This is a genomic window from Geodermatophilus sp. URMC 63, assembly GCF_053502565.1.
In genome coordinates this window covers 4900213-4915242 of record NZ_CP199956.1, presented here as the reverse complement: position 1 = coordinate 4915242, position 15030 = coordinate 4900213, and the positions used below count along the sequence as shown (strand labels likewise).

18 protein-coding genes are annotated in these 15030 nt (G+C 72.1%); 5 read left to right on the top strand and 13 right to left on the bottom strand.

Features of this window, described 5'->3' with window-relative positions; all coding sequences use genetic code 11:
- Positions 1–3: 3 nt before the first annotated feature.
- From ACWIZO_RS23875 to ACWIZO_RS23860, 4 genes are all read right to left on the bottom strand, one after another.
- A complete protein-coding gene (locus ACWIZO_RS23875) occupies positions 4–1110 on the bottom strand; it encodes a YihY/virulence factor BrkB family protein (RefSeq protein ID WP_448640079.1) in 1107 nt (368 codons plus the stop codon).
- 72 nt (positions 1111–1182) lie between these two features.
- Positions 1183–1458, bottom strand: coding sequence for a DUF4235 domain-containing protein (locus ACWIZO_RS23870; RefSeq protein WP_448640078.1), 276 nt, complete (start codon positions 1456–1458; stop codon positions 1183–1185).
- The gene (locus ACWIZO_RS23865; protein ID WP_448640077.1) at positions 1455–1973 is read right to left on the bottom strand and encodes a DUF3618 domain-containing protein; all 519 of its coding nucleotides are present in this window, start codon (positions 1971–1973) and stop codon (positions 1455–1457) included. Before ACWIZO_RS23865 ends, ACWIZO_RS23870 begins: the two co-directional genes overlap by 4 nt.
- The gene (locus ACWIZO_RS23860; protein ID WP_448640076.1) at positions 1970–2410 is read right to left on the bottom strand and encodes a phage holin family protein; all 441 of its coding nucleotides are present in this window, start codon (positions 2408–2410) and stop codon (positions 1970–1972) included. The genes ACWIZO_RS23865 and ACWIZO_RS23860 overlap by 4 nt, the downstream gene beginning before the upstream one ends.
- A gap of 127 nt (positions 2411–2537) precedes the next feature.
- Here ACWIZO_RS23860 and ACWIZO_RS23855 point away from each other — a divergent pair, with 127 nt between their 5' ends.
- On the top strand, positions 2538–2750 hold the full coding sequence (locus tag ACWIZO_RS23855; RefSeq protein ID WP_448640075.1) for a hypothetical protein: 213 nt from the start codon (positions 2538–2540) through the stop codon (positions 2748–2750).
- 43 nt (positions 2751–2793) lie between these two features.
- On the opposite strand, the gene ACWIZO_RS23850 is transcribed toward ACWIZO_RS23855, so the two are convergent.
- Together ACWIZO_RS23850 and ACWIZO_RS23845 are read right to left on the bottom strand one after the other, a co-directional pair.
- Positions 2794–3777, bottom strand: coding sequence for an aldo/keto reductase family protein (locus ACWIZO_RS23850; RefSeq protein WP_448640074.1), 984 nt, complete (start codon positions 3775–3777; stop codon positions 2794–2796).
- A gap of 80 nt (positions 3778–3857) precedes the next feature.
- Complete coding sequence (locus ACWIZO_RS23845) at positions 3858–4466, bottom strand: DUF3043 domain-containing protein (protein ID WP_448640073.1); 609 nt, start codon at positions 4464–4466, stop codon at positions 3858–3860.
- A 155-nt stretch (positions 4467–4621) separates the two neighbouring features.
- Here ACWIZO_RS23845 and ACWIZO_RS23840 point away from each other — a divergent pair, with 155 nt between their 5' ends.
- Positions 4622–4978, top strand: coding sequence for a HesB/IscA family protein (locus ACWIZO_RS23840; protein ID WP_446761312.1), 357 nt, complete (start codon positions 4622–4624; stop codon positions 4976–4978).
- A gap of 120 nt (positions 4979–5098) precedes the next feature.
- On the opposite strand, the gene asnB is transcribed toward ACWIZO_RS23840, so the two are convergent.
- From asnB to ACWIZO_RS23825, 3 genes are read right to left on the bottom strand one after another with little or no spacing between them, the layout of a single operon-like run.
- Positions 5099–7033: an asparagine synthase (glutamine-hydrolyzing) gene (gene asnB, locus ACWIZO_RS23835; protein WP_448640072.1), complete on the bottom strand. Its 1935-nt coding sequence runs from the start codon at positions 7031–7033 to the stop codon at positions 5099–5101.
- A gap of 53 nt (positions 7034–7086) precedes the next feature.
- Positions 7087–7461 (bottom strand): DUF3817 domain-containing protein, encoded by a 375-nt coding sequence (locus ACWIZO_RS23830; RefSeq protein WP_446761310.1) that lies wholly within the window; start codon positions 7459–7461, stop codon positions 7087–7089.
- Positions 7451–7816 carry a metalloprotease gene (locus tag ACWIZO_RS23825; RefSeq protein ID WP_448640071.1) on the bottom strand — a complete coding sequence of 122 codons (366 nt, stop codon included), beginning with the start codon at positions 7814–7816 and terminating at the stop codon, positions 7451–7453. The genes ACWIZO_RS23830 and ACWIZO_RS23825 overlap by 11 nt, the downstream gene beginning before the upstream one ends.
- Positions 7817–8170: 354 nt before the next feature.
- On the opposite strand from ACWIZO_RS23825, the gene ctaC reads away from it, so the two are divergent.
- From ctaC to ACWIZO_RS23810, 3 genes are all read left to right on the top strand, one after another.
- On the top strand, positions 8171–9043 hold the full coding sequence (gene ctaC / locus ACWIZO_RS23820; RefSeq protein ID WP_448640070.1) for an aa3-type cytochrome oxidase subunit II: 873 nt from the start codon (positions 8171–8173) through the stop codon (positions 9041–9043).
- 78 nt (positions 9044–9121) lie between these two features.
- Positions 9122–9526: a cytochrome c oxidase subunit 4 gene (locus tag ACWIZO_RS23815; RefSeq protein WP_448640069.1), complete on the top strand. Its 405-nt coding sequence runs from the start codon at positions 9122–9124 to the stop codon at positions 9524–9526.
- A gap of 160 nt (positions 9527–9686) precedes the next feature.
- Positions 9687–10451 carry an inositol monophosphatase family protein gene (locus ACWIZO_RS23810; protein WP_448640068.1) on the top strand — a complete coding sequence of 255 codons (765 nt, stop codon included), beginning with the start codon at positions 9687–9689 and terminating at the stop codon, positions 10449–10451.
- 214 nt (positions 10452–10665) lie between these two features.
- Here the strand turns inward: ACWIZO_RS23810 and qcrB are convergent, their stop codons facing one another.
- From qcrB to ctaE, 4 genes are read right to left on the bottom strand one after another with little or no spacing between them, the layout of a single operon-like run.
- Positions 10666–12384, bottom strand: a complete 1719-nt coding sequence (gene qcrB / locus ACWIZO_RS23805) for a cytochrome bc1 complex cytochrome b subunit (RefSeq protein WP_448640067.1) — start codon at positions 12382–12384, stop codon at positions 10666–10668.
- A complete protein-coding gene (qcrA, locus tag ACWIZO_RS23800; protein WP_448640066.1) occupies positions 12384–13496 on the bottom strand; it encodes a cytochrome bc1 complex Rieske iron-sulfur subunit in 1113 nt (370 codons plus the stop codon). Before qcrA ends, qcrB begins: the two co-directional genes overlap by 1 nt.
- Positions 13493–14374, bottom strand: a complete 882-nt coding sequence (qcrC, locus tag ACWIZO_RS23795; protein ID WP_448640065.1) for a cytochrome bc1 complex diheme cytochrome c subunit — start codon at positions 14372–14374, stop codon at positions 13493–13495. The genes qcrA and qcrC overlap by 4 nt, the downstream gene beginning before the upstream one ends.
- Positions 14375–14381: 7 nt before the next feature.
- Positions 14382–15005 (bottom strand): aa3-type cytochrome oxidase subunit III, encoded by a 624-nt coding sequence (gene ctaE / locus ACWIZO_RS23790; RefSeq protein WP_448640064.1) that lies wholly within the window; start codon positions 15003–15005, stop codon positions 14382–14384.
- Positions 15006–15030: the final 25 nt, after the last annotated feature.

The following is a 15030-nucleotide window of genomic DNA, read 5'->3' as shown; positions in this document are numbered from 1 at the left end:
CGCTCAGGCCTTCTGCTTCGACTCCTTCGTCGGCTCCGGCGGGTCGGGCAGCTCGTCGGCCATGGTGGCGTTGCGCCGGCCCATCGGCACCGGCTCGCCCTCGGTCGTGTCCTGCGCGGTCTGGTGCTCGGCCTCGGAGTTGATCTCCGCACCCAGCAGGATCAGGTAGCAGGTGAGGTAGAGCCACAGCATGAGGATGATGACGCCGGCGATCGCGCCGTAGGTCTTGTCGTAGGACCCGAAGTTGTTGACGTAGAAGCTGAAGCCCAGGCTGACCAGTGCCCAGATGACCGTGACGACGACGGCACCGAGGCTGACCCACTTCAGCTGCGGGGCGTCGCGGTCCGGGGCCACCCGGTACAGCACGGCGAGCGAGCCGGCGAAGACCCCGAGCAGCAGCACCCAGCGGATGACCTGCGCCAGGATCGTCCCCACGATGCCGAGGGGCAGCTGGTCGAGCACGGCCGGCACCACGGCGACCAGCGCGAACGTGATCAACACGAACACGATCGCCCCGAGGGTGAGGCCCAGGGCCAGCGCCTTGCGCTTGACGAAGCCGCGGGTCTCCACCTCGTCGTAGGCGATGTTCACCGCGCTGATCAGGTTGCCGGTGCCGCCGGACGCCGACCACAGCGCGCCCAGGACGGAGACGAGCAGGGAGACCGACAGCGCCCCGCCGCTGTTCTGCGTGATCGCGGTCAGCTGGTCGCCGATGAGGCCGGCCGCCTCGTCCGGCAGCTGGGCCGACAACTCCTCGACCTGCCGGGCGACGGTCTCCGGGCTGGCGACCAGGCCGTAGATGGAGATCGTCGCGATCAGGGCGGGGAAGATCGCCAGGAAGGCGAAGAACGCCACGCCGCCGCCGATGATCGGCATGTTGTCGGCGTTGTTCTCGGCCCAGGCCCGCTTGACGATCTGCTTCCAGCCGCGCGCCGGGATCTGCGTCGGCTTCTCCGCCTGCACCCCGGGGAGCTGCTCCGGGGACGGTCCGCCGGGCGGGACGCGTCCCGGGTCCGGCGGACCGTCCCCCCGGGCGGCCCGTTCGGCCGCCTCGCGGGCGGCCGCCCGCCGGGCCGCCTTCTCCTCGACGCGCTCCCGGATGCGGTCCACCGCGCTGTCACGACTGCTGGGCCCGGGCCGCGTCCCGGGTCGTGTGCCCGTCATGTCCGTCCCCTCGTCGCGTCAGTCGCCCGGCCAGTTGCCGGTCAGCTTGGTGAAGCCGCGAGCGCCGACCCGGTCGATCGCGGCCTTGGTCGCGGCGAAGATCGCGCCCTGGATCGCCGCGGCGAGCACGACCTCGCGCATGCTGTACTCGCTCTGCAGCGCGTCGGGCGCGTCCTCCTCCCCGGAGACCCGCTTCCAGATCTGCTTGAACACCGCGCCGGAGACGACGCCGGCGAGGATGCCGCCGGCCAGGCCGACCGGCCGGTAGACCAGCTTGGCGCCCGTGCTGCTCACCTGCGTGCCCTCCTCGCGGTCCGCCGGGTCCTCGTCGCGGTGCGGGTGGCGGTCCGCTTCGCGTTCCTCGCCACGGCCCGGCGCGCCTTGCGTGCCTCGCGTGCGGCCTCCTGCCGGGCGCGCCGCGCCTCGGCCCGTGCCTCGGCGACGGCCCGTCCCGTCGCGGCCTCGGCGGCCAGGCGGCGGCGCCTGCGCCGGCGGCGCCAGACCACCAGGCCGACGAGGCCGGCCAGCGCGGCACCGGCGCCGGCGACGACCGGCGGGCTCTCGCGGTAGGTCTCGACCGCGGTGTCCTTGGCGCGGGCGGCACCCTCCTTGGCCCGCGCCGGCACGTCGAGGCGGTGGCTGAGCTCGTCGACCGTGCGGCCGAGCTGCTCGCGGGTGGCCTCGATCTCGGCCTTGATGGCGTCGGGATCGGTCGGACCCGTGGTGGCGTCGTCGGACCCCGAGGCGCCGGACGGCGTGCTGTCGGACGGCGTGCTCTCGGACGGCGTGCTACCGGACGGTGTGCTCATCGGCGCGCACTCTCCTTCACCGTGGCGATGTCGGCCTTGGTGCTCGCGATCGCCTCACTCGGCACCGGCGGCGTCCCCTGCTGCACGTCCTTCCTGCCGACCAGGGCGAGCACGCCGGCGACGGCGAAGAGCACGACGGCGACGACGAGCGCCGCCAGCCAGGCCGGCAGCACCAGGTCGAGCAGCAGCACGAAGGTGGCGATCAGGACGCACAGCCCCAGGAAGCCGACCAGTCCGGCGCCGCCGAACAGCCCGGCACCGACGCCGAGGCGCTTGGCCTTCTGCGTCATCTCGGCCTGGGCCAGGCGGGCCTCGTCGCGGACGAGACGGGAGACCTGCTCGGTCAGCTGGCTGATGAGCTGACCGGTCGAGGCCTCCTCCGTCGAGGGGGGCGGTGGGGTCGCACGCGAGGCGCCGCTCGCTGCGGGCGTGGTCATCGGACCTCCGGGAGGGGCGGGACGGTCGGTGCCGTCATGCCCGCGCCGATCACGGCGCTAACCCCCGCGGAGGTCACACCCCGGCCACGACCGCGGCCGCTCCCGTCCGCTCACCTACCCTCGCGGCATGAGCTGGACCTGGCGACTGCAGGACCCCGACGGCGCGACCCTGGACCCGGCCGGGCTCGGCGTCGAGGTCCCACCGTCGGACAACCAGGGCGACGCCGAGTCCTGGCTGGGCGAGCACTGGCGTGACCTGCTGGGCCGGGGGGTGGCCTCGGTGACGCTGTTCGACGGCGACCAGCAGGTCTACGGCCCGATGGCGCTCGCCCCGGCCTGAACCCCGGGTCGAGGTCCAGGCCGGCGGCCCGGGAGGTCCTCCGTCAGCCGCGCGCGGTCTTGGCGGGATCGCGCTCGACGACCTCGCCGAGGACCTCGTCGATGCGGGCGAGCACGTCGGCCTCCAGCCGGACGCCGGCCGCCTTCACGTTGTCGTGCACCTGCTCGGGCCGGGTCGCGCCGATGATCGCGGCCGCGACGTCCTCGTTCTGCAGCACCCAGGCGACGGCGAGCTGCGCCATGGACAGGCCCAGGTCGTCGGCGATCGGCCGCAGGTCCTGCACGCGGGCGAGGACGTCGTCGGTCATGAACCGCCGGATGAACCGGCCGGCCTCGGGGTCGGTGGCCCGGCTGCCCTCCGGCGGCTGCTCGCCCGGGCGGTACTTGCCGGTGAGCACGCCCTGCGCCAGCGGGGACCACACGATCTGCGAGACGCCCTCGCGCTGCGACGTCGGGACGACCTCGTCCTCGATGACCCGCCACAGCATCGAGTACTGCGGCTGGTTGCTGATGAGCTGGATGCCGAGGTCGCGGGCGAGCGCCGCGCCGGCGGCGATCTCCTCGGCGCGCCACTCCGAGACACCGATGTAGAGCACCTTGCCCGCCCGCACCAGGTCGGCGAAGGCGGTCATCGTCTCCTCCAGCGGCACCGTCTCGTCGTAGCGGTGCGCCTGGTAGAGGTCGATGTGGTCGGTCTGCAGCCGCCGCAGCGAGGCCTCGCAGCTCTCCTGGACGTGCTTGCGTCCCAGGCCGCGGTCGTTGGGGCCGGGACCGGTCGGCCAGTAGACCTTGGTGAAGACCTCCAGACCCTCGCGGCGCTGTCCGGCGAGGGCGCGGCCGAGCACGGACTCGGCGCGGGTGCCGGCGTAGACGTCGGCGGTGTCGAAGGTCGTGATGCCGGCGTCGAGGGCGGCGCGCACGCAGGCCTGCGCGGCGTCCTCCTCGACCTGGCCCCCGTGGGTGAGCCAGTTGCCGTAGGCGATCTCGGAGATGGTCAGGCCGGAACGGCCGAGGCGTCGGTACTCCACGTGCCCCGACGCTACTGCCGCCGAGCCGCACCGGCCTGCCCGCGGGGTCCCGCCCCGGGCGTGCGAGCGGGGGACCTCCCTCAGACGTCGGCGCCGAGCGCGACCTCGGGCTTGGGGAACCGCCACCGGCGGATCATGGTGGCGCGGCTGACGCCGTACCAGACCAGGCCCTTCATCCGGTGCGGCTGGTCGGGGAAGCGCTCGAGGACCTTCTTCTTGATCCGGCGGCCGAGGAACACCGAGTCGACGGCGATGAGCAGGAAGAAGGCGAACCAGACGAAGACGGTGTAGCTCTGCACCGCCGGGTTCGGGATGAAGTAGCCGACCAGGACCAGCGCGGCCACCAGCAGGAAGAAGCTCCCGGCGTTGCGGCGGGCGTCGACGACGTCGCGCACCAGCCGGCGCACCGGGCCGCGGTCGCGGGCGGGGAGGGACGCGTCGTCGCCGCGAGCGACGCCGGCCCGGGCATCGGCCCCCCGGACCGCGCGCTGCTCGCGCATCCGCTGGTAGGCCTCCTTGCGGGTGGTCGGAGGCGGCGGCGGGGGACCGGGACGCCGGCCCTGGGCCTCGCTGCGCTTCGGCGTGGGCCGCCCCTTGCCGCCGGACTTCGCCAGCTGCTCGGTCAGGTCCGTGGCGGCGTCCGGGGCGGTCGCGGCGCGGTCCCGGCGCCCGGGCAGGCGGAGCTTCACGACCGGGGAGTCTACGTGCGCCCGCGCAGGGGACCGACCGTCCCGGCCGCACGCCGTACAGTGGTGCACGGCCATGGAACAGCGTCGGTCACGACGGTGTTGGCCCGCTGCAGGGAGCACCGCAGCGGGCGCCCTCGGATGTGGGAGGACAGAACATGACGGTGCAGGACACCGAGACCGCCGGCAGCACCGGCGTGCTGCTCAGCGAGCCGGCGGCCGCCAAGGTCAAGGCGCTGCTGGACCAGGAGGGCCGCGACGACCTGCGTCTGCGCATCGCCGTCCAGCCCGGTGGCTGCTCCGGTCTGCGCTACCAGCTCTTCTTCGACGAGCGCTTCCTCGACGGTGACCAGACCTTCGAGTTCGGCGGCGTCGAGGTCATCGTCGACCGGATGAGCGGCCCCTACCTGGGCGGCGCGGTGATCGACTTCGTCGACACCATCGAGAAGCAGGGCTTCACGATCGACAACCCGAACGCGCAGGGCTCCTGCGCGTGCGGCGACTCGTTCCACTGATGTAAGGGACCCCGTCGCCCCCGGGACACGCTCCGCGCGCCCCGGGGCCCTGCGACGGGGTCGTTCCAGCACGTCGCCGACGGCGCCCGTCCCCTCGGGGGCGGGCGCCGTTCGGCGTTCTCAGAGCTTGACCGGGTAGACCGTCTCCGGGACGTCGACGGCGATCCGCTCCTCGACGAAGATCCCGTGCCACACCATGAAGACCAGCACCGACCACAGCTGACGGGCGATCCGCTTGCTCGGCACCTCCTCCGCCCGCAGCCGGTCGAGCAGGCCGAGGACGACGTCGCGGTCGAGCCACTCCTGGGTCTGGCTGTCGGTGACGATCCCGCGGGCCCAGTCGTGCAGCGGGCCGGCGAGGAAGTCCGCCGTCGGCACGGGGAAGCCCAGCTTGCGGCGGTTCATGATCCGCGGCGGGACGATCTGCCGCATCGCCTGGCGCAGCGCGTACTTCGTCGCGTCCCCGCGGCGCGGCACCCGCTGCTCGACCGGCAGGGAGCTCGCGATCGCGAACACCTCGGGGTCGAGGAAGGGCACCCGCAGCTCGAGGGAGTTGGCCATGGTCATCTTGTCGGCCTTGACCAGGATGTCGCCGCGCAGCCAGGTGAACAGGTCGACGTACTGCATCGCCGTCACGTCGTCGTAACCGGCCTCCCGGGTGCGCCGGTAGAGGTCCTCAGTGACCGCGACGTGGGACAGGTCGGGATCGCGGCCCGGCAGCAGCGCGGCCAGCTCGTCGTCGCGCATGTTGCGGGCGTTGCCGTAGTAGCGCTGCTCGAGCGGGGTCGACGCCCGGCGCAGCAGGTCCTGGCCGCGGACGCCCTCGGGAAGCAGGTCGGCGATCCGGGCCATCGCGCGGCGTCCGGCGGGCGGGAGCGAGGACGCCCACGCCAGGCTGATCGGCTCGCGGTAGATCGTGTAGCCGCCGAAGAGCTCGTCGGCACCCTCGCCGGAGAGCACCACCTTGACGTGCTTGCGGGCCTCCCGGGCCACGAAGTACAGCGGCACGAGTGCGGGGTCGGCGACCGGGTCGTCGAGGTACCAGACCACCTCGGGGATGGCCGCGGCGAACTGCTCGGCGCTGACCTCGACCGGCACGTGTCGCACGCCGAGGATCGACGCCGACTCCGCGGCGATCTCGATCTCCGACTGCGCCTGCCGCTGGAAGCCGACCGTGAACGTCATCAGGTCGGGGTTGTAGCGGTGCGCCAGCGCGGCGATCGCGGTCGAGTCGATGCCGCTGGAGAGGAACGAGCCCACGGTCACGTCGGCACGCATGTGCTTGGCGACGGACTCGTCGAGCACCGCCGCGATGCGGTCGTAGAGCTCCTGCTCCCCGCCGGCGGGCACCGGCTGCGGCCGGAAGGTCGGGTGGAAGTAGCGCGCGGTCGACAGCTCGCCGTCCACGACGGTGAAGCTGGTGCCGCTCTCGATGCGGCGGATGCCGCGGTGCAGGGTCGCGGGCTCGGGCACGTACTGCAGCGTCAGGTAGTGCTGCAGCGAGGCCGGGTCCACGCCGCCGGCGGCCGCGCTGCCGCCGAGCAGCTGCAGCAGCGCCTTCTTCTCCGAGCTGAAGACCAGGCCGCCGTCGGCCAGGCGCGCGGTGAACAGCGGCTTGATGCCGAACGGGTCGCGGGCGCCGAAGGCGGTGCGGGTGTGGGTGTCCCAGATGACGAAGGAGAACATCCCGCGCAACCGCCGGACGACGTCCTGACCCCACAGGTGGTAGCCGGCGACGATCGTCTCGGTGTCGCCGTGCGTGGCCAGCTGTGCCCCGGCGGCGGCGAGCTCCTCGCGCAGCTCGACGTAGTTGTAGATCTCGCCGTTGAACAGGATCCGGTAGCGGTCCCCGGCGTAGGGCAGCGGCTGCGGACTGCCCTCGACGTCGATGATCGACAGCCGGTTGAAGGCGAGGACGACGTTCGGGTCGGCCCAGACGGCGGTGTCGTCGGGGCCGCGGTGGTGCAGGCAGTGCAGCGCCTCGCGGACGCCGTCGACACGGTCGTCGTCGACCCGGGGGGCGTCGGTGGACAGGTAGGCCAGCAGGCCGCACATGGGCGCAGGTCTCCGGGGTCGGCTCGAGCCCGGCCGCGGTGGCCGGGACGGGGTCAGACGCGCTCGCCGGCGCGGGTCCTGCGGGTGGCGAACCGCTCGGCGACGAACGACAGGACGGGAACGGTGCCCGCCAGCAGGATGAGGACCGTTCCGCGCGCCGTCCAGCGGGCGCGCAGGGCGAGGTCGCAGGCAGTGACGAAGAAGATGGCGTACAGCCAGCCGTGCGCGGTGCCGATGACGGCCACCGGCTCGTCGACGCCGCCCAGGTACTTGATCGGCACCGCGACCAGGACGAGCGCGATGAGCAGCACGCCCACGATCCAGGCCATGACTCGGTAGCGGAGGAGAGCGGCAGGGACGCCCTGCCCGGCCCGACGGGCGAGCGCGCGCGGCAGCCGGCTGTGCTCCGCGGTCCGCTCAGCGGCCATGCGTGCTCTTCTGCCCCAGCGCGCGCTCGTTGAGCTCGGCGAGGTAGGCGTTGTACGCCGCCAGCTCCGGGTCGCCCGTGGTGTCGATCCGCGGCCGCTGGTACAGGACGACCGCGTTGCCCGGCTCGTCCTCGTCGGGGTCGCGGTGCAGCTCCTCGCGCACCATCCGCACGTAGAACCACAGGCCCATGAAGCCGTAGAGCGGCCACTGCAGCGCGTAGCTCCAGTTGACCGCGCCGCCGCCGTTCTCGGCCTTGGTGAGCTGCCAGTAGCCGAGGAAGAACGTCGCGACGAAGAGAGCCGCCACCAGCAGGTGCAGCAGCACCCACTTCGGAGTCAGCAGCCGCGTCCACACGCCTCCGACTCTAACCGCCGCGGCGACCGGGCGGCGGTGCGGTGAGGGGTGTCACCGGCCTCCGACGGCCACGCCGGCGGGTCCGGCCGGACGGCGACCGCCGCCCCCGGGACCACCCGGGGACGGCGTCTCCTCCCGCGGTCCCGTCGCACGTCGGGCGGCCGGTCGGGCCGGGGATCCGGCGGATCGGCACCGACCCGCCGCCACCCGTCTCCGGTCGTCGGCCGTCCTGCGAGGTCGGCTAGTCTCGGCCCAGACTGGAGTCGGCGCACGGACCGCGGGGTTCCCCGCAGGCGGCCGCGCCGGTGGATCCACCCGGGTCACCCGGGTGGGGGAACGAGGAGGCAGCGAGCAGTGGCTCGAGGCAGCAGGCTCGCGCGGGTCGCCGCGCTCGGTCTCCTGGGGGTGCTCACCCTCACCGGGTGCGACCTCAACAACGAGTTCTGGCGCTTCGGTTTCCCCTCGGGGATCACCGAGCAGTCCCAGAGCGTCCGCCAGCTCTGGACGTGGTCGGTGATCGCGGCGCTGATCGTCGGCTTCATCGTCTGGGGCCTGATCATCTGGTCGGTGCTCTTCCACCGGAAGAAGGGCGACGAGCTCCCGCGGCAGACCGCGTACAACCTGCCGCTCGAGATCGCCTACTCGATCTTCCCGTTCATCATCATCGCCGGGCTGTTCTTCTTCACCGTCACGGTGCAGAACGAGGTCCAGGAGCGCAGCGCCGACCCCGACGTGACCATCGCGGTCAACGCCTTCAAGTGGAACTGGCAGTTCGTCTACCCGGAGACCACCGGAGCCGACGGCGAGCCGGTGAACACCGTCGGCAGCACCGACGAGATCCCGATCCTGGTCGTGCCGACCAGCGAGACCATCCGCTTCGAGGTGGCCTCCGCCGACGTCATCCACTCCTTCTGGGTGCCGGAGTTCCTCTTCAAGCTCGACGTCATCCCGGGCAACGAGAACGGCCGGGACAACGTCTTCGAGGTGACGGTCAACGAGGAGGGTGCGTACGTCGGGCGGTGCGCGGAGCTGTGCGGCACCTACCACGCGTACATGAACTTCGAGGTCCGCGCGGTCACCCCGCAGCAGTACGACGCCTACCTCGCCGCCCGCGAGTCCGGGCAGAGCACCTACGAGGCCCTGGAGAGCATCGGCCAGTCCGGCGACGCCACCTCGACCCGGCCGTTCCGCGTGGGCGACGACTACTACCAGCGGGCCGAGAACTGAGCCGGCTGACGACGTCGTGACCGCCCCCACCGGCACCACCGCCATCAACGCCGCCCCCGGCGAGCAGGGAGGACGACCGTGAAGGTCGAGGCGCTCATCTTCAACCTCATCGCGGTGTTCTGCGTCATCGCCGCGGCCGTCTACGGCTTCTGGTCCCGTGAGCCGATCGGCACCACCGCGTTGGTCCTCTCCGCGGCGCTGACCGGCCTCATCGGCGGCTTCTTCTGGTTCGTGTCGCGCCGTATCGACGCGCGCCCCGAGGACCGCAAGGACGCCGAGATCGCCGAGGGCGCCGGCGAGCTCGGCTTCTTCAGCCCGAGCAGCTACTGGCCCTTCACGCTGGCCCTGTCGGCGGGCATCACCGGTCTGGGCCTGGCCTACTGGTACGTCTGGCTGGTGATCATCGGCGTCGTGGCGCTGCTGGTGACGATCGGCGGCCTGCTCTTCGAGTACTACGTCGGGCAGAACGCGCAGTCCAGCTGACCTCCCGGCTCCCACGAGGGCCCTCTCCCGCACCGCGGGGGAGGGCCCTCCGTCGTCCCGGGGCTGCCGGCCGGCAGGTGCCCGTCCCCGCACAGCCGGATGCCCCGGACGGCTGCGCCGGCCCGCGGTCCGGGCAGGGCCGGTCGCCACCGTCTCCGCGATGGACGTCGACGACGACCTCCGGCTCGCGTTCCACGCCGCGGACCTGGCGGCCGAGCTCGCGCTGGCCCACTTCCGGGCCGGCGTCCCGGCGACGCCGAAGGACGACGGCTCGCCGGTCACCGCGGCCGACCTGGCCGTGGAGCGACTGCTCCGGGAGACCTCGTCGCGGGCGCGGCCCGGGAATGCGCTCCTCGGTGAGGAGTTCGGCCGGCTCGGCGAGTCCGAGCGGGTCTGGGTCCTCGACCCGATCGACGGCACCGGCTTCTCCAGCCGGGGTGATCCGAACTGGCGGATCCACGTCGCGCTGGAGGTCCGGGGGGCCACCGAGGGCGCAGTCGTCACCTCCCCGGCGCTGGGGCGGTGCTGGTGGGCGACCCGGGGTGGCGGGTCCTTCGAGTCGTCCTGGCCCTGCCGGGGGAGCCGGCCACGGCGCCTGGCGGTCAGCACGACCGCGACGCTGGCCGGTGCGGTGCTGGAGGCCCTGGACGACGAGTCGAGGGCGCGGCTGCCACCGGGCGCGCAGCGCCCAGCGCCGAGCCTGCTCCCGCTGGTCGAGCTGGTGCGCAGCGAGATCGACGCCTTCCTGGCCGAGCGCTACCACGCGTGGGACCACGCTCCGTGGATCCTGGTCGTCGAGGAGGCGGGCGGCCGGTTCACCGACCGCACCGGTGGACGAGCGAGCGACCGTGGCGGGGGCCTGTACTCCGACGCCGCCCTGCACGACCCGCTGCTCGCCGCGCTGCACCACCCGGCACGTCCGTGACCGCCTGACCGGCGCAGGCGCCTGACCGCCTGACCGGCGCAGGCGCCTGACCGCCTGACCGGCGCAGGCGTCGGCCTGCCGCCCAGGGCCCCGCAGGGCGCCCCCTGAGCCGTCCACCCGGCCCGTGGTACCCCGACGACGCAGCAGGGCCCCGGTGGGAGTCCACCGGGGCCCTGCTGGTTGCCCCCTGGCGGGGGCGTCGATCGCTCGCAGGTCAGTCGCGCGGCTCCTGCGGCCGGCCACCCTCGGAGGGACGCCCGCCCTCGCTGGGGCGTCCGCCCTCGGAGGGACGGCCACCCTCGGCCGGGCGCCCGCTGGTGGTGAGCTCCCGGTGCGGGTCGGCCGGGGCCAGCCCGCGCTCCTCGCCGCGCTGCTCGAGCTCGACCGCCGCGGGCTCCTCGATGGGCGAGAAGAAGCCGCGGATGGCCCGGCGAGCGCCACCGACCTGGTTCATCTTCTTGGGCACCGGAGCGCCGCCGTAGGCGAGCTCGCCGTGACCGTGGTGGTCGACCGGGCCGAGCGGCTGGTGGACCTCGATGAACTCACCGTGCGGCAGGCGCCGGATGACGCCGGTCTCGATGCCGTGCTCGAGGATCTCGCGGTCGTGCTGCTGCAGACCCAGGCAGATCCGGTAGGTGATCACGTAGACGATCGGCGGCACGATGATCAGGCCGATGCGACCGATCCAGGTCATCGCGTTGAGGCTGATGTCGAACTTGTCGGCGATGACGTCGTTGGCGCCCGACAGCAGCAGCACCACGTAGAACGAGATCGCCATCATGCCGAGCGAGGTCCGCACGGGGACGTCGCGCGGGCGCTGCAGCAGGTGGTGCGAGGCGGTGTCGCCGGTCAGCTTCCGCTCCAGCATCGGATAGGCCAGCAGGAGCGTGAAGATGATGCCCGGCAGGACGACCGTCGGCCAGAACAGCGCCGGGATGTTGTAGTTGCCCGGCAGGTAGATGTCCCAGGCCGGGAACAGACGCGTCGACCCGTCGAGGAACATGACGTACCAGTCGGGCTGGGACGCCGCGGACACCTGCGACGGGTTGTACGGACCCCACAGCCACACCGGGTTGATCTGCACCAGACCGCCGAGCGCGGCGACGACACCGAAGACCACCATCATCAGGCCGGTCGCCTTCCCGGCGAAGGTCGGGAAGAGCCGGTTGCCGATCACGTTGTGCTCGGTGCGGCCGGGACCGGGGAACTGGGTGTGCTTCTGCTTGACCAGGATCAGCATGTGCAGCGCGATGAGCGCCAGGAGGATCGCCGGGATGATGAGCACGTGGGCGATGTAGAGCCGCCCCACGATCAGCTCGCCGACGTAGTCACCGCCGAAGACCGCCCAGTGGACCCAGGTGCCGACGACCGGGATGGACAGGATGATCGCCGACATGATGCGCAGGCCGGTGCCCGAGAGCAGGTCGTCGGGCATCGAGTAGCCGGCGAAGCCCTCGAAGATGCCGAGGATCAGCAGCGCGACGCCGATCAGCCAGTTGGTCTCCCGCGGCCGGCGGAAGGCGCCGGTGAAGAAGATCCGCAGCATGTGGCAGACGATCGAGGCCATGAACAGCAGCGCGGCCCAGTGGTGCATCTGCCGGATCAGCAGACCGCCGCGGACGTCGAAGGAGAGGTCCAGCGTCGAGGCGTAGGCGATCGACATGTCGATGCCGCGCAGCGGTGCGTACGTGCCGTTGTAGGTGACCTCGACCATCGAGGCCTGGAAGAAGAACGTCAGGTACGTGCCGGTGAGCAGCAGGATGATGAAGGAGTAGAGCGCGATCTCGCCGAGCAGGAACGACCAGTGGTCGGGGAAGACCTTGTTGAGCGTCCTGCGGAGGGGACCGGCGACGATGAGCCGGTCGTCCACCTCGAGAGCGGCCTTGCCGAGGAGCGTGGTGGGTGCTCCTGGCTTGGTGGCGGTACGGGCCATCAGATGCGCTCCCGGTTCCAGTAGGTGGGACCCACGGCCTCAATGTAGTCGCTGCGTGCGACGAAGAACCCCTCGTCGTCGACTGTGATGGGCAGCTGGGGGAGCGAGCGGGTGGCCGGGCCGAAGACCGGCTTGGCGCCCTGCGTCACGTCGAACTGCGACTGGTGGCACGGGCAGAGGATGCGGCTGGTCTCCTGCTCGTACAGCGACACCGGGCAGCCGGCGTGCGTGCAGATCTTGGAGTAGGCGACGTAATCGCCGTAGCCGAAGTCCTCCTGGCCCTCGCGTGGCGTGGCCTCCTGCGCCTGCGCGGGACGCAGCCGGATGAGCATCGTGGCCACGTCCGTGAGCCGGTTGCCCTCGGGGACGGCCGGGAAGACCGTCTCCAGCGAGCCCGGCACCTGGTCACCCGGGCGGATCGGGGTGCCGTCGTCACGGACCAGCCGCACGCCCTCGGCCCAGGCGGTGGTGCCCAGCGGGTTGCCCTTGTTCGGGTTCTTGATCAGACCGCCGAGCGGGGCGAGCAGCATGATGCCGAGGCCGCCGCCCATGAACACCAGCGTGCGGGTGATCAGCTTGCGGCGGGCCAGCCCGCTGTTGTGCAGGCCGCCGACGAGGGTGGCGCCCGTGGTCACCCGGTCGAAGTGCGAGCCGTCGTGCTTGTCCTGCACGGCGGTCTCGTGCGGCAGCAGCTTCTTGGTGTAGAGCACCAGCCCGACGCCGAAGAAGGTGAACGCCAGGGCCATGAGCGCGCCGAGCAGCGGGGTGTACAGCACGCTGAAGGTGCTGCTGCCCAGCTCCCACTCCCAGTCGGGCAGGAACCAGCCGGCACCGGCGTACACCACGGCGAACCCGAAGGCGCACAGCCCGGCGAGGCCGAAGAACAGACCGACCTGGCGGACGGCGCGCTTCTCCAGGTTCGAGCCGGGCTCCGGGCCCGGGTCGACGTGCAGGATCTCGACACCGTCGTAGCGGGCGCCGAGCCGGTCGAGGTCCTCGCGCGGGATGGTCGCGAGCTGCTCGGGGGTGTAGTCGTCGTCCGGGCCGCCGTGCAGCGGGCCGGGGGTGTCCGCGCCGCCGGTCGAGCCGGGGCGGGTGTCGTGCGTGGTCACGCCTTGCTCCCCATCCAGAAGATCCCGAACAGCAGGGCGGCGATCCCGACGACCCAGATGACCAGGCCCTCGCTCACCGGGCCGATCCGGCCGATGCCGGCGCCACCCGGGTCGGGCATGTCGGTGATCGTCTGGACGTAGTTGATGATCGACCGCTTCTCCTCGGGGGTGATCTGGTTGTCCCCGAAGACCGGCATGTTCTCCGGCCCGGTCAGCATGGCGGCGTAGATCTCGAGGTCGTTGGCGTCCTCGAGGCTGGGCGCGTACTTGCCCGAGGAGAGGGCGCCGCCCTCGCCGACGAAGTTGTGGCAGGACGAGCAGTTGAGCCGGAACAGCTCACCACCGGCGGCGAGGTCGCCGTCGCGCAGGTCGCCCGAGGGCAGCGTGGGGCCACCGCCGTTGGCCTGCACGTAGGCCATCAGCTGGTCGATCTCCTCGTCGGAGAAGATGGCCGGCTTGTCGGGGGCCTGGGCGTCCTGGCGCACCAGCGGCATGCGGCCGGTGTGCACCTGGAAGTAGACGGCCGCCTCGCCGACGCCGATCAGCGAGGGCCCGCGGTTGGGCACGCCCTCGAGGTTCTCGCCGTGGCAGCTGATGCAGCTGCGCTCGTAGAGCTCGCGGCCGGCGGCCTCCGCGCTGGACTCGCTGCCCTCGTCGGCGGCCTGGGCCCCGGGTGCGAGGATCGAGTAGAGGGCGCCGGTCAGGAGGAGACCGGCCATGAGCGCGGCGACGTTGGCCACGCGGCGGCGCTGCTTGGAGCGACGGCGGGCGCGGGCGGCGGCCGCCGGGGTCCCCGCTCCCGGACGCCGCGACCAGCTGAGCCGGCGGCCCGGCACCTCGTCGGGCTGGCTGTCGGACTGGGGGTTCGTGGTGGACACCGGTTCCCTAGCGGATCAGGTAGATCGTGGCGAAGAGCCCGACCCACACGACGTCGACGAAGTGCCAGTAGTAGGAGACCACGATGGCCGAGGTCGCCTGTGCCGGCGTGAAGCGGCCCATGGTGGACCGGATGAGCACGAAGACGAAGGCCACGAGGCCGCCGATGACGTGCAGCGCGTGGAAGCCGGTCGTCAGGTAGAAGACCGAGCCGTAGGTGGAGCTCGAGATCGTGGTCGCGTGCTCGGTGACCAGCACGCGGTACTCGTTGGCCTGGCCGAGGACGAACGCCAGGCCCATGACGAAGGTGATGGTGAACCACCGGCGCAGGCCGTAGACGTTGCCGCTCTCCGCCGCGAAGACGCCGATCTGGCAGGTGACCGAGGAGGCCACCAGGATCAGCGTGAAGACCAGCGCGTACGGCAGGTTCAGTTCGGTCGGTTCGGGGGGCCAGCCCTCGGTCGAGCGCGCCCGTGCGGTGAAGTACATGGCGAACAGCCCGGCGAAGAACATCAGCTCGCTGGAGAGCCAGATGATCGTGCCGACGCTGACCATGTTCGGTCGGGTCAGGGAGTGCACCCGCGAGGTGTCGAAGGTGCTGCTCGCCACGGGGGCCGTTGTCACGCCGACCATCATGGCACCGGGTCTCGAAACCCGA